Origin of the sequence: Amycolatopsis decaplanina DSM 44594, assembly GCF_000342005.1 — a bacterium.
Classification (GTDB): Bacteria; Actinomycetota; Actinomycetes; order Mycobacteriales; family Pseudonocardiaceae; genus Amycolatopsis; species Amycolatopsis decaplanina.
On the sequence record NZ_AOHO01000055.1, the window covers coordinates 370,791 to 394,426 of the forward strand.

The following is a 23,636-nucleotide window of genomic DNA, read 5'->3' on the forward strand; positions in this document are numbered from 1 at the left end:
TCCTTGAGGGACCCTGGGTCCCTCAAGGAGGCCTTCACGGACCAACGCACGCCCGACAGCGCTACCGGAAGAGCGCGCGCGTGAAGCGGGTCCGGTGGCGGGGAGCCTCCGCCACCGGACCCGTTGGGCCACACCGTCCCAAACCGGTGTGGAACCCGGCCGCCCCGCGTCAGGTAGGGGCGGCCGGAGCCTGAATCAGTGCGTGGTCAGGTATCGCGCGTACGCACCGGTGGTGAGGAAGCTCGGCAGCTTCTCGCCCAGCGCGGTCTCGGTGAAGATCTCGTAGGCGTCGCCGAGCCGGTTGCCCTCGCCCAGTTCGGACTGGACCGACGCCAGCTCTTCGTCCAAATAGGACACGGCGAGTTCGCGCGTGAGCGCGGTGCCGTCTTCGAGCTTCGTGCCGTTGCGGATCCACTGCCACACCTGGCAGCGGGCGATCTCGGCGGTGGCGGCGTCCTCCATCAGGTTGTGGATGGCCGCCGCGCCGGTGCCGCGGAGCCAGGCGTCGATGTAGCGCAGCGCGACGTTGATGTTGGCGCGGACACCGGCTTCGGTGACCTCGCCGCCGGCGCTGGCGACGTCGAGCAGGTCCTCGGCGGTGACGACGACGTCCTCACGGAGCTTGCCGAGCTGGTTCGGCCAGCCGCCGAGCACCTCGTCGAACACCTCGCGGCAGACCGGGACGAGGCCGGGGTGCGCGACCCACGAGCCGTCGAAACCGTCGTTCGCCTCGCGTTCCTTGTCCTGGCGGACCTTCTCCAGTGCGGTCGCGTTGATCTCCGGGTCCTTGCTCGGGATGAACGCGGCCATGCCGCCGATGGCGTGCGCCCCGCGTTTGTGGCAGGTGCGCACCAGCAGTTCGGTGTAGGCCCGCATGAACGGGACGGTCATCGTCACCTGCGCGCGGTCCGGGAGCACGAAGTCCGCGCCGTGCGAGGAGAAGTTCTTGATGACGCTGAAGATGTAGTCCCAGCGGCCGGCGTTCAGCCCGGCGACGTGCTCGCGCAGTTCGTAGAGGATCTCCTCCATCTCGAACGCGGCGGTGATCGTCTCGATCAGCACGGTGGCACGGACGGAGCCGCGCGGGATGCCGAGTTCCCGTTGCGCCAGCAGGAAGACGTCGTTCCACAGCCGCGCTTCGAGGTGGTTCTCGAGCTTCGGCAGGTAGAAGTACGGGCCGCTGCCGCGGGCCAGCAGCTGGCGCGCGTTGTGGAAGAAGTAGAGGCCGAAGTCGACCAGGCTCGCCGAAACCGGGCGGCCGTCGATGCGGATGTGCTTCTCCACCAGGTGCCAGCCGCGGGGGCGGGCGACGATCGTCGCGGGCTCGTCGCCGATCGTGTAGCGCTTGCCGGCCTCGGTGGTGAAGTCGATGTTGCGGCGGATCGCGTCGAACAGGTTGAGCTGGCCGTCGATCACGTTGTGCCAGGTCGGCGAGGTCGCGTCCTCGAAGTCGGCGAGCCAGACCTTCGCGCCGGAGTTGAGCGCGTTGACCGTCATCTTGCGGTCGGTCGGGCCGGTGATCTCGACGCGGCGGTCTTCGAGACCGGGCGCGGACGGGGCGACCGACCAGCTGCTGTCGTCGCGGATGGCGTGCGTCTCGGGCAGGAAGCCCAGCGGCTCCTCACCGGACTGCAGCTTCTCGCGGCGCAGACGGCGGGCGTCGAGCAGTTCGCGGCGGCGGCCGGCGAACGCGTTGTCCAATTTGGCCACGAAGTCCAGTGCGGCCGGGGTGAGGATCTCGTCGAACCGGTCACCGGCGGGTCCGCAGACGTCGATCCGGTAGTTCAGCTTCTCGACCATGGTGTGCCTCCGCTGGGCTTCGCGAAAGAAAGTTCGTGGGGGAAGTGGAGGAATGAGGGGGTAGGGGTCAAGCGGCGGTCTCCCGGGGTCGAAAGACCGCCACCTGGCACCTACTTGCGAGGGATCAGAACTGCTCGGCCTCGGTGGAGCCGGCGAGCGCGGTGGTCGAGCTCTCCGGGTTCAGCGCGGTCGCGACGTTGTCGAACCAGCCGGTGCCGACCTCGCGCTGGTGCTTCGTGGCGGTGTAACCGCGGTCCTCCGAAGCGAACTCGCGCTCCTGCAGGTCGACGTAGGCGGTCATGCCTTCGCGGGCGTAGCCGTGCGCCAGGTCGAACATCGAGTAGTTCAGGGCGTGGAAGCCGGCCAGGGTGATGAACTGGAACTTGTAGCCCATGTGGCCGAGCTCGCGCTGGAACTTCGCGATCGTCGCGTCGTCCAGGTGCTTCTTCCAGTTGAACGACGGCGAGCAGTTGTAGGCCAGCATCTGGTTCGGGTACTTGGCCTTGATCGCCTCGGCGAACTGGCGGGCGACCTCGAGGTCCGGCTTGGAGGTCTCCATCCACAGCAGGTCGGCGTACTCGGCGTAGGCCAGACCGCGGTCGATGCAGGGGTCGATGCCGTTGGTCACGTTGTAGAAGCCCTCGGCGGTGCGCTCGCCGGTGACGTACTTGCGGTCACGCTCGTCGACGTCGCTGGTGATCAGCGTGGCGGCCTGCGCGTCGGTGCGGGCGACGATCAGCGACGGCACGTTCAGCACGTCCGCGGCGAGGCGGGCGGCGTTCAGCGTGCGCTCGTGCTGCTTGGTCGGGATCAGCACCTTGCCGCCGAGGTGACCACACTTCTTCTCGGAAGCGAGCTGGTCCTCCCAGTGCACACCCGCGGCACCGGCGGCGATCATGCCCTTCATCAGCTCGAAGGCGTTGAGCGGGCCACCGAAGCCCGCCTCGGCGTCGGCGACGATCGGGGCGTACCAGTCGATGTCGGTGTTGCCTTCGGCCCAGTTGATCTGGTCGGCGCGGCCCAGCGCGTTGTTGATGCGGCGGACGACGGCGGGCACCGAGTTGGCCGGGTAGAGGCTCTGGTCCGGGTAGGTCTGGCCGGAGAGGTTGGCGTCGGCGGCGACCTGCCAGCCCGACAGGTAGATGGCCTTGAGGCCGGCGCGGACCTGCTGCACCGCCTGGTTACCGGTCAGGGCGCCCAGCGAGTGGACGTAGTCCTCGTTGTGCAGGAGGTCCCACAGCTTCTCGGCGCCGCGGCGAGCGAGCGTGTGCTCCTCGACCACGCTGCCGCGCAGCTTGACCACGTCAGCCGCGGAGTACGACCGCTTCACGCCCGCCCAGCGGGGGTCGGTCTCCCACTGCTTGGCCAGTTCGGCGGCCGCCTGCTCCAGCTGCTGCGCGTGCTGAGTCATCGGATTCTCCCGGTGTTGCGAAGTTTGCGAGTGATCGCCTTTCCTGATTCGACCCTGACATGACAGGGGAAATCCGATCCAGGCCTCCAATTTGCCAATTTCTGCGAAGCTTCCGTAGCCTCTTGCAAAGGTTGCGAATCGCAGGTTCGCAAGCGGAGCGAAAATTCACGGGCTTGACCGTTCACTGAATCGTTCAGGCCCGGAAACCTTGCGGACAGAGAGGCCTCAGTGGACAAAACCTTCGCCGGAGCGAAGCTGCGGCATCTGCGCGAAAGCCGGTCGATGAGCCAGGCGGACCTGGCTCGTGTGCTGGAGATCTCACCCAGTTACCTCAATCAGATCGAGCACAACTCGCGTCCGCTGACCGTCCCCGTGCTCCTTCGCATCACGCAAGCGTTCGGAGTGGACACCGAGTTCTTCGCCAACAACGACACCGCCCGGCTCGTCGCGGACGTGAAGGAAGCGCTGCTCGACGAGGTGCTCGGCGGCAGTGGCTTGACTGCCACGAACAGCGAGCTCAACGATCTCGCCACGAACCTGCCGACGATCGCCCAGGCCCTGGTCAAACTGCACCGCAGCTACCGCAACGCCGTCGAGAACACCGCCGCGCTGACCACGGAAAACGGCCTCGGCCTGCACGGAAGCGCCGCCACCGCCCTGCCGCACGAAGAGGTCCGCGACTTCTTCTACGAGCGGGAGAACTACGTCGCCGAGCTGGACGAACGCGCCGAACGGATGGCGCACGACATCCCGCTGCAACGCGGCCAGGTGCTCGCGGCGCTGAAGGAAACCCTGATCCAGCGCTACGGCGTCGACGTCACGAGCGAGGGCATCGACGAGACCAACGGTGAACAGCACCGGTACGAACCGGGGCCGCGAGTGCTGCGGCTGGCGCCGAGCCTGCGCGTCGGGCAGCAGGCGTTCCGGATGGCTTCACAGATCGCCCTGCTCGAATACGACGACCTGATCACCGAACTCGCCGACTCGTGGGCGTTCTCCGGGCCCGCCGCCCGTTCGCTGGCCCGGGTCGGGCTCGCGAACTACTTCGCGGGCGCGCTGATCCTCCCCTATGGACCGTTCCTGTCGACCGCGGAACGCTTCCGCTACGACATCGAGCGGCTGTGCGACCACTTCGGCGTCGGCTTCGAGACCGTCTGTCACCGGCTCTCGACGTTGCAGCGCCCGAAGAACCGCGGCGTGCCGTTCTCGTTCGTGCGGGTCGATCGGGCCGGGAACATGTCGAAACGCCAGTCCGCGGCCGGTTTCCACTTCTCCCGCGTCGGCGGCGCGTGTCCACTGTGGAACATCTACGAGGCGTTCACGCAGCCCGGCAAGATCCTCACGCAGATCGCGACCCTGCCCGACGGCAAGAGCTACTTCTGGATCGCGCGGACGGTGTCACGCAACATCGGCGGCTACGGCAGCCCCGGCAAGACGTTCACCGTCGGCCTCGGCTGCGAACTGCGGCACGCGAAACGGCTGATCTATTCGACCGGGCTCGACCTCGACGACCGCGCCGCGGCCACCCCGATCGGCATGGGGTGCAAAGTCTGCGAACGCCCGGCCTGCTCGCAGCGCGCGTTCCCGACGATCGGCAAGCAGCTCACCGTCGACGAGAACACCAGCACCTTCGTCCCGTACCCGGCGGTGCCCAAGGCGCCTTGAGCCGTCCTGATCTCCCTGGCAGGGTGACCGGCTGCCGCAAGTAGGTGACTAATTGCGGGGTCGTCAGACCAGGAAGTGGAAGAGCGGGCTGCCCGGCTCCACCCGTTCCACCTGCAGCGGGCTCACCTCCAGCCGGTGCAGCAGTCCTTCCAGGTCACCGGGCCGCGCGAGTTCGACGCCGATCAGCGCCGGGCCGGTCTCGCGGCTGTTGCGCTTCACGTACTCGAACCGCGTGATGTCGTCGTCCGGCCCGAGGACCTCGTCGAGGAACCGCCGCAGCGCGCCGGGCTCCTGCGGGAACCCCACCAGGAAGTAGTGCTTCAGCCCTTCGTGGATCAGCGACCGTTCGAGCACTTCGCCGTAGCGACTGACGTCGTTGTTGCCACCGGAGACGACGCACACCACGATCTGACCGGGGTCGATCTTCACCGTCGTGCCCAGCGCGGCGGTCGCGAGCGCGCCCGCGGGTTCGGCGATCACGCCGTCGGACTGGTACATCGCGAGCATTTCCGTGCAGATCGCGCCCTCGGCGACGTCGGTGAGTTCGACGCCGCCGTCACGGATCAGCGGATACGTCACCGATCCGGCCAGCGCGACCGCCGCGCCGTCCACGAACGTGTCGACGCTCTCGAGCCGCACCGGCCCCCCGGCCGCCAGCGCCGCCGCCATGCAGGTCGCGCCCGCCGGTTCGACGCCGACGATCCGCATCTCCGGCGCCCGTTCCGCGGCCCACGCGGCGATCCCCGCGAGCAGTCCGCCACCGCCGACCGGCACCACCATGACATCCGGGACGAACCCGAGTTGCGCGACGACCTCCATCGCGACCGTGCCCTGCCCGGCGACCGTCTCCGGCGCGTCGAACGCGGGGACCAGCGTCGCGCCGGTGCTCTCGGCGTCGCGCTTCGCGGCGGTGAAAGCGTCTTCGTACGTCTCCCCCACGACGATGACCTCGATGTGCGAGCCGCCCAGCGTCGCGATGCGCTCGCGCTTCTGCCGGGGAGTCGTGCCGGGAACGTAGACGCGGCCGTTCGCGCCGAGGCGGCGGCACGCGTACGCGACGCCCTGCGCGTGATTGCCCGCGCTCGCGCAGACGACGCCGCGCTCCCGGTGCTCCGCGTCGAGCTGGACGATGAAGTTGTAGGCACCGCGGATCTTGTACGAGCGCACGGTCTGCAGGTCTTCGCGTTTGAGCCAGACCCGGGCGTCGACCCGCGCCGAGAGCCGCTCGTTCGGTTCGAGCGGCGTGCGGGTCACCACCCCGGCCAATCGCTTGGCGGCCTCTTCGACCGTTCGGGCGCTCACCGTTTCGATCCCTTGCACGAATGCTGAATGTACTGACCGCCCCCGGCCACGACGGAGAGTGGTCTGCGCGGGGCGCTGGATCCAGTTCACAGGTTGTCGGTGGCCTGTGGTCCACTGGTCGCCATGGTGAGCAAGGTCGACGGAGTCCGGAGTCTCGATGCGCTGCGCGAGCTGGTCCACAGTGGCGTGGAGCCCGGGTACCAGCTCTTCTACGGCCACACCCCGCTCAAGAGCGGCCGGGTCAACGCGGCCTGCCTGAGCCAGTGGTGGCTGGCGCCGTTCGTCGTGGATGGCGAGCGGTATCCGACGGCCGAGCACTACATGATGGCGAGCAAGGCGGAACTGTTCGGCGATCACGAGGCCGCGGCGAACATCCGTCAGGCGCCGGATCCCAAAATCGCCAAGATCCTCGGCCGCGAGGTCGCCGGTTTCGACGCCGAGGTGTGGGAGCGGCACCGCTTCGACATCATCATCGACGGCAACCTGGAGAAGTTCCGCCAGCACGCCGAGGAGCGGGAGTTCCTGCTGAGCACGGGCGACAAGGTGATCGTCGAGGCGTCGAAGATGGACCTGGTCTGGGGCAGCGGCGTCGCCCGCGAGGACAAGAACGCCACCCGCCCCGACTACTGGCGCGGGCAGAACCTCCTGGGCTTCGCGCTCATGGAGGTCCGCGAGCAACTGCGCGGCTAGTTTTCGCGTGACTCGCGTGATCGGAAACCGCACTCGCGTGATTGAAAACCGAACTCACGTATGCGGCTTCCAGTCACGCGAGTCACGTCTCTGATCACGCGAGTCAGGAATCGACGCCCAGGGTCTTCTGCAGCGCCTTGTTCGCCTTGCGCGCCATGTCCGCGACAGCCTCGCGGCGAGCGGCGTCGGCGGCGTAGTCGTCCTGCCGGTTCCGCACCACGCGCGCCGGCGAACCGACGGCGATCGAGTAGTCCGGGATCTCGCCCCGCACCACGGCGTGCGCGCCGAGCACACAGCCGCGGCCGACGCGCGTGCCCTTGAGCACGGAGACCTTGGTGCCGATCCAGGTGTCCGGGCCGATCCGCACCGGCGACTTCACGATGCCCTGATCCTTGATCGGGACGGTGATGTCGGTGGTGACATGGTCGAAGTCGCAGATGTACACCCAGTCCGCGACGAGCGTGGCCGCGCCGAGTTCGATGTCGAGGTAGCCGTTGAGGACGTTCTGCCGCCCGAACACCGCCTTGTCGCCGATGCGCAGCGAACCCTCGTGGCAGCGGATCGCGTTGCCGTCACCGATGTGCACCCAGCGGCCGATCTCCAGCCGCCCGTAGCCGGGACGGCAGTGGATCTCGACGTCCTTGCCGAGGAACACCATCCCCCGCAGGATGATGTGCGGATTCGCGATCCGGAACTTCAGCAGCCGCCAGTACCGGACCAGGTACCAAGGCGTGTACGCGCGGTTTCGCAGCACCCAGCGCAGCGAGTCCTTGGTCAGGAACTTCGCTTGACGCGGATCACGACGGGCCTGGCCCCAGGCGCGGAGCCGCGACAGCGCGGGCGCACCCCACATGGACGTCATACCGGTGACCGTAACCTGTGATCAGGCCGCCGACCGCAAAGGGGAGCACGCGCATGGGCACCAAGCTGATCATCGACACCGACCCGGGGGTCGACGACGCCTTCGCGCTGGCGCTGGCCACGCAATCCGAGGACGTCGACCTGCTCGGCGTGACCACGGTGTTCGGCAACGTCCCGCTGAGCCACACCACCGCCAACGCCCGCCGCTTGCTGCAGCTCTTCGGCCGTGACGACGTCCCCGTCGCCGCCGGCGCCGCGCGGCCGCTGGTGTACGACAACGCCAAGCCCGCCGGGTTCGTCCACGGCGAGGACGGCCTGTCCGGCCACGCCGGGACGCTGCCGGAGGCGAAGCGCCCGCTCGACGAACGCGGCGCCGTCCGCCTGCTGGTGGATCTGCTGGAAGCCGCCGACGAGCCGGTGACCATCGCCCCGATCGGCCCGCTGACGAACATCGCGCTGCTGCTGGCGGCCCATCCGGACATCCGCGAGAAGATCGGCCGGATCGTCGTCATGGGCGGCGGGGTGACCAAGGGGAACTCCACCACGGCGGCCGAGTTCAACATCTGGAGTGATCCCGAGGCCGCGCGCCGGGTGCTGGTCGACGAGGACATCCCGACGGTGCTGGTGCCGCTGGACATCACGCACCAGTGCTCGGTCGACACGGATTGGCTCGGCAAACTCGCCGCGTCCGGGCCGCTCGGGGCGGCGCTCGAAGCGCTGACACCCACCTACGTCGAGCACTACACCCCGATCCTCGGCTTGCCCGGGATGGTCATGCACGACGCGGTCGCGGTGGCCGAGGCGATCCGGCCGGGCATCCTCGACATCGAGTCGTACCCCGTGGACGTCGAGTGCGGTTTCGGCCCCGCGCGCGGCGCGACACTGGTGGACCGGCGAAGGCTGCGAAGCACCGATCCGCAGGCCGTGCCGGGCCGCACCATCGACGTCGCGCTGACCACCGATGTCGACGCCTTCCGCGAGTTCGTGCTGGGCCGGATCATCGGGGGCCGATGATGGAACAGGAAACCTCCCGCCGCCGCAGACTCCCGGTGATCATCGCCGCCGTCGTCGTCGCGGGCGCCGCCCTGGTCGCCGCCATCACCTTCGCGCCGAAAGACGAACCGAAAACGGAGGCCGCCGCCGTCCAGTCCTCGGCCCCGCCCGCGCCGCCGCCGTCGTCGTCCGCCCCCGCGGAAATGCCGAAGGAACAGCCGAAGGTCCCGCAGCAGATGGGGCAGGAGTTCGACGCCTGGGTGTCGAAGACCAGCGGCTGGCTCGACATCCCGCTTCGCGCGATGACCGGATACGCGAAGACCACCGTGGCGATGGGCAAGGAAACGCCGGGCTGCCGCCTCTCCTGGGTGACGCTGGCCGCGCTCGGGAAGATCGCCTCCGATCACGGCCGCGCCACCGGTTCGGGCCTGAACGCCGACGGCGTGATGACCGTGCCGCTCGGCGCGGTCGAGGTCCGCGACTTCTACAACAAGGTCGTCTCGTCCGCGAACGCGAGCGGCCCGCTGCAGCTGACGCCGTCGGTGTGGAACCAGTTCCAGGCCTCGGCGAGCGGCGGGAAACCGAACCCGCAGAACATCGACGACGCCACGCTCACCGCCGGACGCGCCCTGTGCGCGGGCGGACGCGACCTCGGCCAGGGCCAGACGTGGTGGAACGCGGTGAGCACGCTGCAGCCCGCGCCGCTGCTGATGCACCGCACGCTCGCGACGGTGAACGTCTACGGCACGGTCGGCCAGAGCCCGCAGCCGCCGAACGCGGCGGCCTTGAGCGCGGTCAACTTCGCCATCGACAAGATCGGGCTGCCCTACGTCTGGGGCGGCAACGGCACCGGCGGCAGCGACCCCGGATTCGACTGCTCCGGTCTGACGACGGCCGCGTACGCCAGCGCCGGCGTCAAGCTCATGCGCACCGCCCACACGCAGTACCACAGCGTGAGCAAGGTGACCGATCCCCAGCTGGGCGACCTGATCTTCTACGGCGAGCCGAACACGAAGATCCACCACGTCGGGCTGTACATCGGGAACCAGCAGATGATCGACGCTCCGCAGACCGGGCAAGCGGTGCAGGTGCACACCTACCGGAAGCAGGGCGACGATTACGCCGGAGCGGGACGTCCGACGAATTAGGCTTTGTTGCATCTGTATGGCGCTCGACGGCTGCTGACGTATTTCGCCATTGACGGTAGGCCGCCATCTCGCCATGTCGTGCCGCGACGGTGGCTGTATCAGCATGAGTGTGACCGTGGACCGACGAGCCAAAGAAAAGGATGGTCGTGGCGACACGACGTCGCACTGTCCGCATGCTGCCATCGTAGGTGCCGGCGTGCTGCCGGCCGGGTGCGGCGGAGGTTCACTCAGATCAGAGCACCCAGCTCGGTAAGGACTTCCTCGATAGCCATGCGCCTTTTTCGACTTCGCCCCGCAGGCCGGCTCCACGGGAGGCGGAAGCGCCGTCACGTGCTGACCGTCGCCGCCGCGTTCGCCGGCTTTCCCGCGATCACCTACGACGTACCGGCTGCCGCGGCGACGCCATGCATCGCGTCCGGCACCGAGGCCGCGATCAACGCCGCGCTCGTCGGCCCCGGCGCGAGGGCGATCCTGTGCCCAGGTGCCACGTTCTTGCTGTACAACCCGGTGACCTTCACCGCCCCCGATCAGCAGCTCTACACCCAGGACCTGCCCGCCGACTCCCGCCGGGCGATCCTCCGGCTGGCGAGCGCGCCGGTGACAACCGCGGTGATCGCCTATCGCCAGTCCGGCGTCGCTGTGCGGAACATTCAGGTCGACGGCAACCGGTCCGCGCTCGGGCACGCCAACGGCGGCGCGCTGCTGGAGATGGGTGCCGCGCGGGACCAAGCGGTCGAGGACACCTACGTGCACGACACCCGGTCCTGGTCGAGCATTCATTTCATCGAAGGTGCGGTCGTCAACGACACGCCGGAGTGCCAGAACGGGCGGATCGCGGGCAACACCGTCGGTCCTTCGGGCGATGACACCTTCCGAATGTGGGCCGACGGGATTTCGCTCGCTTGCGGCCACAGCCTGGTGGAAGACAACACCGTCATCGATGCCACCGATGGCGGGATCGTCATCTTCGGCGCACCGGGCTCGACCGTCGCCCACAACACCATCACCGCGCGAACTCGCACACTGCTGGGCGGCATCAACATGGTCGACCATGCCCCGTTCCACGGCAATTTCTCCGGGACCACGGTGCGCGACAACGTCATCGACGCCCAGGGGGCGTTCATCAAAGTGGGGATCGCGATGGGGCAACAGGTGTGGTCCTGCGACCCCGGCGTCGTCTACGGCGGCACCGTGCGGAACAACGCCCTGAAAGGGGCATATTTCGGCTACGGCTACGCGGTCAACGGTGTGCGGAACTGGACCGTGTCGGGCAACGAGGACGAGGCCCGGCACGTGGGTATCGCGGGCCACGGCTGCCGAGGTTTGAACGCACAGCCGACCGGTTTCCAGTACCAGTCGGAGTCGGCGAGCACTCTCCAGCCGCAGTTCCGGCCGGCGACCTTGACCGATGTCCTGAACGTGTCGGCACCGCCGGACGCCGTGCCTGACCGGCATAGAGTGACCGCGTGTACTCACCGATCCCCGTCCTGAACGAGCTGAAGGACCTCTACGACTCGACCCGCGACTACCTCGCCGACGGTTTCGAGTTGTACGACTACGACGACAAGGGCCGTTTCCCCCAGGAACTGGACGACCCCGAGTTCCTTTCGCGGTTGATCCCTTTCGCCCAGGCGAACGGGAGCGGCTCGACGTACGCGATCTGGCGATCCGACGACGAGACGGACCTCGCCCTGTCGCCTGTCGTGGTCTTCGGCGACGAGGGCGGCGAGCAGGTCGTCGCCCGCGACTTCACGGATTTCCTGCGGTTGCTGGGTTACGACGCCGAAATCATGGTCGACCACGACTCGGCTTACTACTACCGCGAGGAAGACGACGACCACAGCGGCTCACACGAGAAGTTCGTCGAGTGGCTTCAGGAACGCGGCCTGGCGCCGGCCGAGGATCCGGACGCCGTCGTGGCCGCTGCTCAGGAGGTTTTCAGGGAGCGGTTCCGGGTGTGGATCACGCCGTTCTACGAACGGATCGGCTGGGCTTGAAAAATTCGATACCGGTGAGACGCTCACGCAGGCGGGGCTTCAGGTCCTGGCCGGTGAGCATGGGCCGGATCCGCCGGACTCAGGCGGCGGGGATCCAGCTGCCGTGCAGTCCCAGCGGGACACGGACGGGCAGGTGGACTCTCGCCAGCGGATCGCCGGTGAAGTCCTGCGCCGCGAGGATCACCAGGTCCGCCGCGCCCCGGTCGCGATCGTGGACGTAGACGAGGTTGTAGCCGTCGTCCTCCTCCGCCGCCCGGGCCGACGGGACGAACACGGTCTCCCCCGCGTTCGCGTCACGGCCGAACTCATGGGCTTCGGTGACCCCGGTCAGAAGGTCGTGTTTGAGGAGGGCGCTGCTGAAACCCTCGTCGGGGCGGTCCGGTTCGGTGACGCTCGGGGTGGCGTACAGCTCTGCCGCCGCCGAATAGCCGTAGCGGTGGGGCTTTCCGCCGAACCGGCCGTTCAGGCGCGGGAAGTCCTGCGGGCGATCGTGCAGCAGCGCGCGCGTGGCCCGGCCGGCCGCGAAGTCCGCAGTCCAGCGTTCGAGCACGGGCTTCGAGGCACCGACGTCGCCGAAGTCCACCGGCCTGGGATGCACGACCACGTCCGCCACCACCTTTCCGTTGTCCTCGAAGGCGTTCAGGGTGTGGCCGACCATGACGGGCGCGGTCTCGAACCACTGCACCGTCCCGCCCGCCCTCGGCAGCAGTCCCAGTCGTGACGGCAGATCCCGGTTCCACTGGAACGGCACCCCCGTCGCCAGACGCTCGGGCGCGAAGACCATCGGGGACTCGTAGAGCACCACGTAGTGCTCGGTGAGCGCGAAGTCGTGCATGTACGGCAGGGTCGGCGCCTTGATGTCGGTGACGCTCCGGTTGCGCCCGTCGGGGCCGATCACGATGTGCTGCACGAAATCCGCGCCATACCGGAAGGCCAGCGAGTGCAGTTCGCCGGTCTCGTGGTCGTACTTGCTGTGCGCGTTGGCGGAGAAGCCCTGTTCCGTGACACCGAGGGAGGCGGGTCCGACGGTGTCGAGTTCGCCGGTCAGCTCGTATGGAGCCAGACCTCCTTCGATGAGCGCGTAAAGGCGGCCGCCGTGTCCAGCGATCTGGACGTTCGGCGCGAAGTCCAGGCGCTCGTCGGCGACCCGCCCGCGACGCGGTTCCCCGAGCCGGTCGGCCACGGAGGCCGACCTGACCCAGCGGTTGCGGTACCACTCGGCGCGGCCGTCGCGCAGGCGCACGCCGTGGACCATGCCCTCCCCGAGGGTCCAGATGTGCGCCGCCGCGTCTTCCAGGCCGAGCGGATTCGGGCCGATGCGCAGGTAGCGGCCGTCGAGGTCGTCCGGGATCTTCCCGGTGACGGGCAGGTCGAAGGCGGTGATCTCCTCGGTGACCGGGGCGAAGTTCCCGAGGACGTAGCGGTTGGGGTTCATCGTCTTTCCCTTGTGCGAGGCCGGCTCGTTCCGGCAAGACCGATCATACAAACGTATTGAACATTTGTATAATACGCTTGTATAAGACGCCTGTCACAGCGGCCGTCTAGGATCGCCGCATGGGACAACGAGAGGACCTCCTCGACGGGGCCAAACGCTGCCTGGTCGAACGCGGCTACGCGCACACCACCGCGCGGGATATCACCGCCGCTTCGGGCGCGAACCTCGGCTCCATCGGGTACCACTTCGGATCCAAAGAGGCCCTCATGAACGAGGCCATGATCGAGCTGTCCACCGAAGCGGTCGAGCGGCTGCGGGAACCGGAGGGCACTTCGCCCACCGCCATCTGGCAGAGCCTTGTCGGCTCCTTCACCGAGCAGCGCGACCTGTGGACCGCCGTTCTGGAGAGCGCCACCCAGGCCATCCGCTTCCCGGACTTGCGCGAACGGCTCGCCGACGCCCAGGACGAAGCCCGCAAGGTCCTCGGCGAACGCCTGTCCCCCACCGACGCCGACGCGGCGGGCGCCGTCCAGCTCGCCCTCATCGTGGGCGTGATGATGCAGCACCTCGTCGCCCCGGATCGGGCCCCCGGCGCGGAAACGATCGTCCGCGGCCTGGAGGCCCTCGCCGGCGACACGGCCTGACTCAGGCCTTCCGCTCCTCGATCCCGAACAGGTGCAGCAGTCGCTCAGGGATGCCGTCTCCGAAGATGCTTTCGAGCAGGAAGTCCTCCTTGATGGGCGTTTCACAGCGGACGAACATGGCTTGTTCGTACTCGGTGAGGGCGGCCTCGACGTCGTCGGGACGCGCCGCGAGGGCCTTGCCGAGTTCGGCGCCGTCGAGCATCGCCAGGTTGGCGCCTTCGCCGTTCGCCAGCGCGAGATGCGCGGCGTCGCCGAGCAGGGTCGCGCCGGGAACACGTTCCCAGCGCAGCCCGAACGGCAGGGTGAAGGCAGGGCGGTGGATCGGCGCGATGTCGCTTTCGGTGATCAGCGCGGTGAGCTCCGGCGACCAGCCGTCGAACTCCGCCGCGATCCGTGCCTTGGCCGCTTCGGCGTCGGTGAAGTCGATGGCGTCGAACCACTCCAGCGGCTTGTTGAGCTCCACATAGGCGTGCAGGGTGTCGCCGCTTTCCCGGTGGGCGTTGATACCCATGCCCTCCGTGGTCCCGTTCCCGAACATCGATCCGCCGCCGACCGTCTTCGCCACCGCGGCGTGCCGGGTGTCGGCGTCGTACAGATAGGTCTCGACGATCGACGTGCCGGAGTACTCGGGAACGGCGCCGGTGAGCAGCGGCCGGATCCGTGACCAGGCGCCGTCCGCGCCGACCAGGAGACCCGCGACGACGGTGGTGCCGTCGTCGAAGGTCACCTCGTGGCGGCCGTCGTCGAGCGTCCGGGCGCCGACGGCCTTGCGTCCCCAGTGGACGGTGCCTTCGGGGAGCGAGTCGAGCAGCATCCGCCGCAGGTCCCCGCGCTGCGCCTCGGGGCGGTCGCCCGTGCCGTCGTCGCCCCGCTCGAACAGGACGGTCCCGTCCGCGTCGAGGACCCGCAGCGCCTGACGGCCCTCCAGGACGATGCCGCGGAACTCGTCCATCAGCCCGGCGGCTTCGAGGGCGAGCTGGCCGTTGTAGTCGTGGATGTCGAGCATCCCGCCCTGCAGGCGCGAGGTCGGGGACGCTTCCGCTTCGTGGACCGCGGACGGGATGCCGTGGACGTGCAGGACCCTGGCCAGGGTGAGGCCGCCGAGTCCGGCGCCGATGATCGTGACAGGTGTGTGCATGATGACCCCTCGATCGCTTCTGGAATGACATTCCAGAGACTGTCGAGGGCCACTGACAGGCGGCGCACACGACGCTGACTCCGGTCTGGCAGGCGCTGTCAGCCGAAGAACGGAACCGGGCAGGCGGGATCAGGCCTTGTCGTGCACGGTGATCGCGTAGCCGTCCGGGTCGGAGAAGGCGAACGTGCGGCCGAAGGGCCCGTCGAACGGCTCCGTGAGGATGGGGACGTCCGCCTCGGCCAGCCGGTCGTGGAGGCCCTGCGCGTCGTCGGCGTGCAGCCACAACGCGACTCCCGACCCCGGCCGCGGGGAGATGGCGTCGAGATCCGTCCCCGGCACGGGTTCCCGCACCGCGAACGGGATGGTCTCGGTTCCGAACACCACCGCGTGCGGCGGTGCGACGGGCAACCTGCGCAGTCCGAGGTGGGTCTCGTAGAACGCGGCGGCACGGTCGAGGTCGCGTACCTGCAGCGAGAAGAAATCGGGTCCGGTCACGGTCATGTCGTCCTCCATGTCAGGGTGTTGACATAGCGAAGGTATGTCATGATGCTGACATGAGTCAAGGCGAGACGGTCGGCCCGCTGGACCTGTCGGTGGGGTACATGCTGAAGCGAGCGGCCACGGCGCTTCGGACGGCGATGGACACCGCGTTGCGCCCCCTCGATCTGACCGTGCCGCAGTACTCCTGTCTCGAAGTGCTCTCCCAGCGACCGGGGCTGTCGAACGCGGAACTGGCCAGGGCCGTGTTCGTCACCCGGCAGTCGATGAATCTGGTCCTGCGCGGCCTCCAGGACCGCGGACTGGTCACCCGCCCGACGACGGCGCCTCAGGGCCGCGCCCTGCCCAGCACGCTCACCCCCGCCGGACGCGAGCGGCTCCGCGCCGCCAGCGGCATCGTGCGCACGGTCGAGGACCGGATGCTCGCGCCGTTTTCGGCGGCCCAGCGGGGCAGGTTGCTGCACGACCTCGCCGCCTGCACCGACGCGCTCTCCGAGTGACTCAGGATCGCGTGCTCACCGACGTCTCCGGTTTGAACGCGAACACGTCGGCGCCTTGGACCAGCACGTGCCATTCACCGCAGACCTTGTCGGTCCTGCTCTCCTGTCCCTGCGGCCACCACTCGGCGGCGAGCGTGGCCGCCTGTGCCGCGGCCGCCCCCGGCACGCAGACGGCGGGCAGCGTCCCGCCGGTGAATCTCAGGAGCCGCTCCGAACCCGTGGTCCGGATGACCTCCGTGATCGACGCTGCCCCGTCCGGCACCCATTCCGGCAGCCGGGCATCCTTGTCACGCTTGCCCTCCGCGCCGGTCGCGTAGCCGACCGTCTTGACGTGTCCGTTCGCCTTTTCGGTCAGACCTTCCTTGAGCCCGCATCCGGACAGGGCGACCGTGGCCGTCGCGGCGGCAAGGACCGCCGCGGTGATCTTCGTGTTCATACGATCGAGTCAACCCTGCGGAAACGGTCGCGGGATCGGACTTTCGGCCCGGCCGGGCCGCCATCCGGCCGATCCCCACGGCGGATAACCGCCAGCGGCCAGGTTCGCCGCGCATCACAGTGGTCGTCGTGACAACGACAACAGACGCCCTGTCCGTACTCAAGGGCATGTACGCGGCCGAAGCCGAGTACCTCGCCGCGGGCGGTCCCGGCGAGGCGACCTTCGCGCCGCTCGCCCCGTTCTTCTCTCCCGACGTGGTGCTGCACCAGGCGGAAGGCCTGCCCTACGGCGGAATCTGGCGCGGACACGAGGGCATGGAACGGTTCTTCGCCGCCATGAGCGGCACCTGGGACGTCTTCGACATGGTGTCGCAGAACTTCCTGAGCGAGACCAGCCCGCTGGTCGTCCTCACCCACGTGCGCGCCCGGGCCAGGGCCACCGGCCGAGAGCTGGATTTCCCGATCCTGCAGACGATCACCGTCGAGGACGGGCGCATCACCGAGGTGCGGCCGTTCTACTGGGACACCGCGGCGATCGCGGCGGTCTGCACGAACTACCATTCCGCTGATGACCGCCTACCACGATCTCGAACTGTTCGAGGAAGCCGCTTCCCTGCCGGAGCGGCAGCAGAAGATCCTGCTGACCATCCGCGAATGGGTGGTGGAGTACGGCTACTCGCCGAGCACGCGCGAGATCGGTGAAGCGGTCGGGCTGCGCTCGACGTCCTCGGTGTCGAAGCATCTGGCCGCCTTGGAGGAGAAGGGTTTTCTCCGCCGCAGCAGCTCGATCTCCCGCCCCATCGACGTCCGCGCCTTCCTGCACGGCACCACGTCGAAGAAATCCACAGAGGACTCCGTACCGGTCCCCGTCGTCGGTGACATCGCCGCGGGGACACCGATCTCGGCCGTCGAGCACGTCGACGACGTGATGACCCTTCCGCGTGAACTCACCGGGCGCGGCAACGTCTTCGGCCTGCGGGTGCGCGGTGATTCGATGATCGACGCGGCGATCTGCGACGGCGACATCGTCGTGGTAAAGCAGCAGCAGGAGGCGCACTCCGGCCAGATCGTCGCCGCGATGATCGACGAGGAGGCCACGGTCAAGGTGTACCGCCGCCGCGACGGCCACGTGTACCTCGAACCGCGCAACCCCGCCTACGACGTCATCGACGGGGACCGCGCGACCGTGCTCGGTGTCGTGGTTTCCGTGCTGCGCAGCGTCTGACGCGTTTCTGTCGGTGGCCGGGAGTAGCTTCGGCGCCCATGTACGAAATCGACTTCGTCGAGTTCCCGTCGAGTTCGGCGGCGGACTCGAGCAGGTTCTTCGAAAAGGCCTTCGGGTGGACGGCGACGTCGTACGGCCCGACGTACTCCGATGTCCAGAGCGGCGGCGCGGTCTCGTTCGGCTTCCAGCAGGACACCGCGGAGCAGACGGCCGCGCCGCTGGTGACGATCCGCACCGGCGACCTCGACCAGGCGAGGGGTTCCGTCGAGGCCGCGGGCGGAGTCGTCACGGTCGAGCCTTTCTCGTTCCCCGGCGGCCGCCGGTTCCACTTCCGCGAGCCCGGCGGCGCCGAACTCGCCGTGTGGTCCCCGGACTCCTGACCTCAGGCGGCGAATCCGAGCACCAGCGAAGCGGCGACAGGCGCCAGGTACATCAACGGGAACGCGACGTGCGAGGGCCAGTGCGCGCGGAGCACGGTGATCACGGCACCGGTGAAGTAGAGCACCAGGCCGATCCCGGCCGCGACGCCGAGCACGGGCACCCACAGGCCGGCGATCAGGCCGAGCGCGCCCGCGGCCTTGGCGACCCCGAGCGGAGTCCACCAAGTGCGAGGAACGCCGTAGTCGGCCAGCGGCCGCACGACCCACTTGGCGCGGAAGAAGATCGAGGCGGCCGAGAAGGCGGCCATGAACGCTCCGACGACGGTGACGATGACATAGGCGGTGGTCATTTCGGTTTCTCCTCGGCTTCTCGGTGGTTCGTCGGATTGACCCCGGCCACCGGCCCGATGTGACAGCACGTCGCGTGAAGCACGTCACGCCCTGATGCGGCGCGTTCCCGTCACCATGTCACCGTTTTAGAACAAGCGCTCTGTTACTCTCGCGCCATGGCCCGCCCCCGCGTGCACGACCTGGACCGGCTGCTCGACGCGGCCGAGCGCCTCGTCGTCGAGGTCGGCGCCCCGGGCGTCACCGTCCGGTCGCTCGCGACCGCCGCGGGAGTGTCCAACGGCTCGATTTATCACGCCTTCGGCTCGCTCGGCGCGCTGCTGGCCCGTGTCTGGCTCCGCGCGGCAGGCGCGTTCCTCGACCTTCAGACCGAACTGGCCGACCAGGCGGAAAACCCTGCCGCGGCGGTCGTCGCCGCCGCGAACGCACCGGCCGTGTTCGCCGGCCGAAGGCCGGAGGCCGCCCGCCTGCTCATCACGGTCAAGAAGGAGCACCTGCTCGGCCCGCAAGTCCCCCAAGACCTCGCCGGCGACCTCCTCGCACTCGACAAACGCCTGGTCGCGCTCCTCGTCATGCTCGCCGAACGGCTCTGGGGCAGGCGGGACGCACAGGCCGTCGAGGTGCTGACGACCTGCGTGGTCGACCTGCCGACGGCCCTGTTCCGCCGCGCCTTTACCGCGGGTGAGCCGATCTCCGAAGACTCCCGGGCCCGGCTCTCCGCCGCGGTTCACGCCATACTCCTGCTCCCACCCCCACGGAAGGACTGACATGCCCACTCTTCGCCACGACGCCCCGGTGTTCCTGCTGGACCTCGGCGATGACGAGAACCGTTTCTCGCCGTCCTGGCTGGAAACCGTCCACTCCCAGCTGGACACCGTCGTCGCCTATCCGGATCCGGCGGTGCTGGTCACCGTCGGATCCGGGAAGTTCTACTCGAACGGCCTCGACCTCGACTGGCTCACCAGCAACCCCGCCCAGGCCGCGCAGTACGTCGCCGACGTCCACGAACTGCTGGCCCGTGTGCTCACCCTCGGCGTGCACACGGTCGCCGCGATCAACGGGCACGCCTTCGGCGCCGGGGCCATGCTGGCGATGGCGCACGACTTCCGGGTCATGCGCGCCGACCGCGGGTTCTTCTGCTTTCCCGAAGCGGATATCAACATCCCGTTCACGCCGGGGATGGCGGCGCTGATCCAGGGCAAGATCACCCCCGCCGCCGCGGTCGCGTCGATGACCACGGGACGGCGGTTCGGCGGCACGGACGCGCGGGATCTGGGGCTCGTGGACGCCGTCGCCGAGAAGCCCGTGCTGCTGGAGTACGCCGCCGACCTCGTCCGCCCGCTCGCCGGGAAGGACCGCGGCGCACTGTCCGCGATCAAGACGACGATGTTCACCACGGCCGTCACCGCGCTTCGGGCCAAGTAGAAGTCGTGCGCACCGACGACACGGCGTTCGATCGCCTCGTCGAGCCGCTGCGCCGCGAGCTGCACGCCCACTGTTACCGCCTGCTCGGCTCGGCCCACGACGCCGACGACGCCCTGCAAGACGCGCTCCTGCGAGCCTGGCGGGGGATGGACCGGTTCGAGAGTCGCAGCTCCATGCGCACCTGGCTCTACACCATCGTCACCCGCACCTGCCTGGACATCGCGGCCGCACGCGGCAAACGGGCCCTGCCGATGGACCTGGGCCCGTCGAGCGAGCGAGTCGCGCTCGACGACGCCCCGGCGACCGAGGTGGCGTGGCTCGGTCCGTACCCTGACGCGCCGGACGTCCGGTACGAGCGGAGAGAGGCCATCGAGCTGGCGTTCGTCGCCGCGCTGCAGCACCTGCCGGGCAACCAGCGGGCCGCCCTCGTGCTCTTCGAAGTCCTCGGCTTCTCCGCCGCCGAAATCGCGTCCATAATGGACACTTCGGTCGCGGCGGTGAACAGCGCGCTGCAACGCGCGCGGGCGATCGTGGCCGAAAAGGTCCCGTCGCCCGGGCGGCAGCAGACGTCGCGGAAGCTAGAAGACACCCGGGTGCGCGAGATCGCTGCGGATTTCGCCTCGGCACTGGAACGTGGCGACGCCGACGCGCTCGTGGCGTTGCTGACCAAGGACGTCACCTGGTCCATGCCACCGCTCAGGCGGTGGTACAGCGGCATCGACGCCGTGTCCGCCTTCGCCGTCGCGGTCCCGCTCGGCCGGTGCCCGAGCTGGCGCACCGAGGTCATCACCGCCAACGGGCAGCCCGCCGTCGCCTGCTACCTGGGCGAATCGGCCGACACCATCCACCGCGCCTGGTCCATCAACGTGCTGTCCTTCCGAGACGATCGGATCCGCGAGATCACCTCGTTCCTCGACGCGGACCTGTTCGCGAAGTTCGATCTTCCCCCGGCGAAGGCCGTACAGAGCCGTGACGTGGCGCGGGCGGCCGGTGCCAAGGCGATCGAAATCCCGGGCGCCGATCACAACGACCCGGCGTTGTCCACGGGCCGGAGCTGATCGACGTCATCGCGGGCGCGATCCGCTGAGGGACTCAGGCCCGCCGCGCGCTCCGGCGCAGTGACAGGGAATGGCCGGGGTTGAGTTTGCGGCCGAGGCGGTCGGCCTTGGGCCACCGGACGTCGGTCGCCCAGCCCGCTTTCTCGAACAGCCAGATCAGCCGCGCGGAGATGTCGAGCTGGCCGCGGCGGACGCCGTGCCGGGCGCCGGTGGGGTCGGCGTGGTGGGAGTTGTGCCAGGATTCGCCCATCGAGGCGATGGCGAGCGGCCAGAAGTTCGCGGATTTGTCGCGGGCGGCGAACGGACGGTCACCGATCAGGTGACACAGCGAGTTCACCGACCAGGTGACGTGGTGCAGCAGCGCCACGCGGACGAGACTCGCCCAGAAGAACGCGGTGACCGCGCCCCACCACGACAAGGTGATCACGCCGCCGAGGACGGCGGGCGCGAGCAGCGTCACGACGGTGAGCAGCGGGAACAGGCGGTCGACGCGGGCGATGTCGCGATCGGCGAGCAGGTCCGGGGCGAACCGCCGCGCGTTGGTCTTCTCGCGCTCGAACAGCCACCCCATATGGGCGTGCCAGAAGCCGCGGGCCAGCGCGGCCGGGCCGGTGCCGAACCGCCACGGGGAGTGCGGATCGCCCTCACGGTCGGCGAAGGCGTGATGGCGCCGGTGGTCGGCCACCCAGCCGATGACCGTGCCTTGCATGGCCATGCTGCCGGCGACCGCGAGGGCGATCCGCAGGCCACGGTTGGCCTTGAAGGCGCCGTGAGTGAAGTAGCGGTGGAAACCGATGGTCACACCTAGGCCGGTGAGGAAGTAGAACCCGGCCGCCAGGCCGAGATCCACCCAGCCGAGGCCCCAACCCCACGCGAAGGGGACGGAGGCTGCCAGTGCCAGCAGGGGTACTACCGCGAACAACTTGACGAGAAGGTTTTCGGTACGGGACTGCTCCCCGGACAGGAGGGGCTGCGGCGTCTGCCGTTCTTCACTGTCCGGGGGTCTGAGAACTGAGGTCATGTCGCCGTTTCTTGTCGATGGCCGAGGCATGTGCCCGGCTGCGAAAGCCTGGGGCACGACGCGGCGCACGAAGGCATGCCCGCGACGAATTCTGCGCGAGCGTGCTGGGACAACACGACACCCAAAACGTTGGACTGGCCCGTTCAACGAACGGCGTCGGCCGATGGTTCCGGTGCGGGGTAAGAGGGTTCGCGAAAAAGATCCACGTATCGCTCGCCCTGGGGAGCGGTCGGGTCGTATCGCTCGGTCTGTGCCTCGAGCGGATGACTGAACAGCGCACTGTCCGTGCTGTGAGTTTTGACGGTGAAACCTTTCGAAGGGGACCGCTGGTTCGCGGTCTTCGGCGAGGCCCGGGGACGATTTCCCGCCGCCTCGCACTGGATCGGCGTCACGCTGTGACAGCGCCGCCACCGACCACGGTACACGCCCCGGGGCCGAAACCCCAGGGCGTCCACCCCGATCAGCCGGGAGCCGTCACGTTGAGCGCCGCCACGACGGCTCGCTCTTCGTGGGCGAAATGCGCTTCGAGCTTCCCCGCGAGCACGTCGAACTCGTCGCGCAAGCGCACAGGGTCGCTCTCGCCGTGGACGTAGGCCTCCACGAGCTCACGGATCCGCTTCTGCAGCTCCGCGACGACGACGTGGTCCTCCCCGAGCTTGGTCAACACCGGCGCGAGGGCGGGAAAGCGTTGCGCCAGCATGGGAAACGCGCCCATGTCCTCACCGGTGTGATGCTTGGTCAGCGCCTCACAGAATGAAACACAATGCGCCCGCAAGGATTTCTCCATGGTGAGCACGCCCGCACGACCGGCCACGAGGTCGTCCACCCCGGCGCGCAACGTCTTGAGTTCCTCTCGCAGCCACTCGTGGACCTCCACCAGGAAATCCCCCATCCCCCGCACCCGGTCGTCGATCCGGTGCAAGATCACGACAGGCAGCTCCCGAGTCGTTTTCGCCTGATACTCGGCGAAACCCGGCTCCGCGGCGACGACCTTCACGAACAACGCGTCACGCTCCGCCGCGGGCGGAATGGCCGCGATCGCCTCATAGGTCTCGGTCCCCGTCTCGATCGTGACCCGATGGTCACGCCGGATGTTGTGGTACCAGCCCGGATGCGCCGGCGCCCCCATGTTCGAAGCGACGACGACGGTCTTGCCGTCGATATCGAGATACCCCAACGGATTCGTCCGCCGCCTACCGCTCTTGGCACCGGTGGTGGTGAGCAGGATCAGCTTCCATCCCTCGAACATGCCGCCGAGCTCTCCGTTACTTCGCCTGAGTTCCTCGATCACCTGGTCGTTGAAGCCGGTCAATGCGTTCCTTTCCCATCGATGTGTCGACAGGAGGGCGCGGAACCACCACCGGAAGAGAGCACACGAGCCTGGACGCGCCCGGCTTTCGAGCGCACCGCACGGAGGCGTCATCCCACGACGTGGGGATGAGTGAATGCGAGAGACGGTGTGTGCCGATCTCTGGTGGCCGAGTAGCCGCTACCTCCATGCGTAGGCCCATACGGGGCTCGGGAACGACGTTAGCACGGGGCCGGGCTGACGCGCACCTGCCTTGCTTCCTCAACGCTCTTCGCGGCTTTAAAGGCGCTTCGCCGCCTTAAGAATACTTCACATTCTTCGCTTCGCTTCTATTTCATGCATTTTTGCCCACT

General features: G+C 68.4%; 25 protein-coding genes. 14 read left to right on the forward strand and 11 right to left on the reverse strand.

Going from position 1 to position 23,636, the window contains the following annotated elements; genetic code table 11:
* Nucleotides 1–195 precede the first annotated feature (195 nt).
* Both aceB and aceA read right to left on the reverse strand, forming a co-directional pair.
* Nucleotides 196–1,800, reverse strand: coding sequence for a malate synthase A (gene aceB, locus H074_RS18870; RefSeq protein ID WP_007031643.1), 1,605 nt, complete (start codon nt 1,798–1,800; stop codon nt 196–198).
* Between the two features lie 124 nt (nt 1,801–1,924).
* Entirely contained in the window at nt 1,925–3,211 is a 1,287-nt protein-coding gene (aceA, locus tag H074_RS18875; RefSeq protein WP_007031644.1) for an isocitrate lyase, read from the reverse strand.
* 228 nt (nt 3,212–3,439) lie between these two features.
* Between aceA and H074_RS18880 the strand changes: the two genes are divergently transcribed.
* Nucleotides 3,440–4,876 (forward strand): short-chain fatty acyl-CoA regulator family protein, encoded by a 1,437-nt coding sequence (locus H074_RS18880; RefSeq protein ID WP_007031645.1) that lies wholly within the window; start codon nt 3,440–3,442, stop codon nt 4,874–4,876.
* Between the two features lie 63 nt (nt 4,877–4,939).
* Here H074_RS18880 and ilvA read toward each other — a convergent pair whose 3' ends face one another.
* Nucleotides 4,940–6,196 (reverse strand): threonine ammonia-lyase IlvA, encoded by a 1,257-nt coding sequence (ilvA, locus tag H074_RS18885; RefSeq protein WP_039922778.1) that lies wholly within the window; start codon nt 6,194–6,196, stop codon nt 4,940–4,942.
* A 105-nt stretch (nt 6,197–6,301) separates the two neighbouring features.
* On the opposite strand from ilvA, the gene H074_RS18890 reads away from it, so the two are divergent.
* Nucleotides 6,302–6,868: an NADAR family protein gene (locus H074_RS18890; RefSeq protein ID WP_200865793.1), complete on the forward strand. Its 567-nt coding sequence runs from the start codon at nt 6,302–6,304 to the stop codon at nt 6,866–6,868.
* A gap of 103 nt (nt 6,869–6,971) precedes the next feature.
* Here the strand turns inward: H074_RS18890 and H074_RS18895 are convergent, their stop codons facing one another.
* Nucleotides 6,972–7,730 carry an acyltransferase gene (locus H074_RS18895; protein WP_007031648.1) on the reverse strand — a complete coding sequence of 253 codons (759 nt, stop codon included), beginning with the start codon at nt 7,728–7,730 and terminating at the stop codon, nt 6,972–6,974.
* Between the two features lie 53 nt (nt 7,731–7,783).
* On the opposite strand from H074_RS18895, the gene H074_RS18900 reads away from it, so the two are divergent.
* The 4 genes from H074_RS18900 (at nt 7,784) to H074_RS18920 (ending at nt 11,867) form a co-directional block, all read left to right on the forward strand.
* A complete protein-coding gene (locus H074_RS18900; protein WP_007031649.1) occupies nt 7,784–8,743 on the forward strand; it encodes a nucleoside hydrolase in 960 nt (319 codons plus the stop codon).
* The gene (locus H074_RS18905) at nt 8,743–9,870 is read left to right on the forward strand and encodes a C40 family peptidase (protein ID WP_007031650.1); all 1,128 of its coding nucleotides are present in this window, start codon (nt 8,743–8,745) and stop codon (nt 9,868–9,870) included. Before H074_RS18900 ends, H074_RS18905 begins: the two co-directional genes overlap by 1 nt.
* A 330-nt stretch (nt 9,871–10,200) precedes the next feature.
* Nucleotides 10,201–11,361, forward strand: coding sequence for a right-handed parallel beta-helix repeat-containing protein (locus H074_RS18915; protein WP_007031651.1), 1,161 nt, complete (start codon nt 10,201–10,203; stop codon nt 11,359–11,361).
* Complete coding sequence (locus H074_RS18920; RefSeq protein ID WP_007031652.1) at nt 11,337–11,867, forward strand: hypothetical protein; 531 nt, start codon at nt 11,337–11,339, stop codon at nt 11,865–11,867. Before H074_RS18915 ends, H074_RS18920 begins: the two co-directional genes overlap by 25 nt.
* A 79-nt stretch (nt 11,868–11,946) precedes the next feature.
* Here H074_RS18920 and H074_RS18925 read toward each other — a convergent pair whose 3' ends face one another.
* Nucleotides 11,947–13,302 (reverse strand): carotenoid oxygenase family protein, encoded by a 1,356-nt coding sequence (locus tag H074_RS18925; protein WP_007031653.1) that lies wholly within the window; start codon nt 13,300–13,302, stop codon nt 11,947–11,949.
* Nucleotides 13,303–13,421: 119 nt separating this feature from the next.
* Here H074_RS18925 and H074_RS18930 point away from each other — a divergent pair, with 119 nt between their 5' ends.
* Nucleotides 13,422–13,946, forward strand: coding sequence for a TetR/AcrR family transcriptional regulator (locus tag H074_RS18930; RefSeq protein ID WP_007031654.1), 525 nt, complete (start codon nt 13,422–13,424; stop codon nt 13,944–13,946).
* Nucleotide 13,947: 1 nt separating this feature from the next.
* Here the strand turns inward: H074_RS18930 and H074_RS18935 are convergent, their stop codons facing one another.
* Nucleotides 13,948–15,084, reverse strand: coding sequence for an FAD-dependent oxidoreductase (locus H074_RS18935; protein ID WP_007031655.1), 1,137 nt, complete (start codon nt 15,082–15,084; stop codon nt 13,948–13,950).
* Between the two features lie 129 nt (nt 15,085–15,213).
* Nucleotides 15,214–15,585 carry a VOC family protein gene (locus H074_RS18940; RefSeq protein WP_007031656.1) on the reverse strand — a complete coding sequence of 124 codons (372 nt, stop codon included), beginning with the start codon at nt 15,583–15,585 and terminating at the stop codon, nt 15,214–15,216.
* 53 nt (nt 15,586–15,638) lie between these two features.
* Between H074_RS18940 and H074_RS18945 the strand changes: the two genes are divergently transcribed.
* Nucleotides 15,639–16,082, forward strand: coding sequence for a MarR family winged helix-turn-helix transcriptional regulator (locus H074_RS18945; protein ID WP_007031657.1), 444 nt, complete (start codon nt 15,639–15,641; stop codon nt 16,080–16,082).
* 1 nt (nt 16,083) lies between these two features.
* Here H074_RS18945 and H074_RS18950 read toward each other — a convergent pair whose 3' ends face one another.
* Nucleotides 16,084–16,518, reverse strand: coding sequence for a hypothetical protein (locus H074_RS18950; RefSeq protein ID WP_007031658.1), 435 nt, complete (start codon nt 16,516–16,518; stop codon nt 16,084–16,086).
* 128 nt (nt 16,519–16,646) lie between these two features.
* Between H074_RS18950 and H074_RS18955 the strand changes: the two genes are divergently transcribed.
* The 3 genes from H074_RS18955 to H074_RS18965 are packed head-to-tail and all read left to right on the forward strand — an operon-like array spanning nt 16,647 to nt 18,122.
* Nucleotides 16,647–17,219 (forward strand): nuclear transport factor 2 family protein, encoded by a 573-nt coding sequence (locus H074_RS18955; protein ID WP_235096811.1) that lies wholly within the window; start codon nt 16,647–16,649, stop codon nt 17,217–17,219.
* Complete coding sequence (lexA, locus tag H074_RS18960) at nt 17,110–17,742, forward strand: transcriptional repressor LexA (RefSeq protein ID WP_235096815.1); 633 nt, start codon at nt 17,110–17,112, stop codon at nt 17,740–17,742. Before H074_RS18955 ends, lexA begins: the two co-directional genes overlap by 110 nt.
* A 38-nt stretch (nt 17,743–17,780) precedes the next feature.
* Entirely contained in the window at nt 17,781–18,122 is a 342-nt protein-coding gene (locus H074_RS18965) for a VOC family protein (RefSeq protein ID WP_007031661.1), read from the forward strand.
* 2 nt (nt 18,123–18,124) lie between these two features.
* Here H074_RS18965 and H074_RS18970 read toward each other — a convergent pair whose 3' ends face one another.
* Nucleotides 18,125–18,472 carry a DoxX family protein gene (locus tag H074_RS18970; protein WP_007031662.1) on the reverse strand — a complete coding sequence of 116 codons (348 nt, stop codon included), beginning with the start codon at nt 18,470–18,472 and terminating at the stop codon, nt 18,125–18,127.
* Nucleotides 18,473–18,628: 156 nt separating this feature from the next.
* Here H074_RS18970 and H074_RS18975 point away from each other — a divergent pair, with 156 nt between their 5' ends.
* From H074_RS18975 to H074_RS18985, 3 genes are read left to right on the forward strand one after another with little or no spacing between them, the layout of a single operon-like run.
* A complete protein-coding gene (locus tag H074_RS18975) occupies nt 18,629–19,237 on the forward strand; it encodes a TetR/AcrR family transcriptional regulator (protein WP_007031663.1) in 609 nt (202 codons plus the stop codon).
* Nucleotide 19,238: 1 nt separating this feature from the next.
* Nucleotides 19,239–19,895, forward strand: a complete 657-nt coding sequence (locus H074_RS18980; RefSeq protein ID WP_039922784.1) for an enoyl-CoA hydratase-related protein — start codon at nt 19,239–19,241, stop codon at nt 19,893–19,895.
* A gap of 5 nt (nt 19,896–19,900) precedes the next feature.
* The gene (locus tag H074_RS18985; protein WP_007031665.1) at nt 19,901–20,953 is read left to right on the forward strand and encodes a sigma-70 family RNA polymerase sigma factor; all 1,053 of its coding nucleotides are present in this window, start codon (nt 19,901–19,903) and stop codon (nt 20,951–20,953) included.
* A gap of 34 nt (nt 20,954–20,987) precedes the next feature.
* Here the strand turns inward: H074_RS18985 and H074_RS18990 are convergent, their stop codons facing one another.
* Both H074_RS18990 and H074_RS18995 read right to left on the reverse strand, forming a co-directional pair.
* On the reverse strand, nt 20,988–21,974 hold the full coding sequence (locus H074_RS18990; RefSeq protein ID WP_007031666.1) for an acyl-CoA desaturase: 987 nt from the start codon (nt 21,972–21,974) through the stop codon (nt 20,988–20,990).
* Between the two features lie 460 nt (nt 21,975–22,434).
* Complete coding sequence (locus H074_RS18995) at nt 22,435–23,286, reverse strand: nitroreductase/quinone reductase family protein (RefSeq protein ID WP_007031667.1); 852 nt, start codon at nt 23,284–23,286, stop codon at nt 22,435–22,437.
* Nucleotides 23,287–23,636 lie beyond the last annotated feature (350 nt).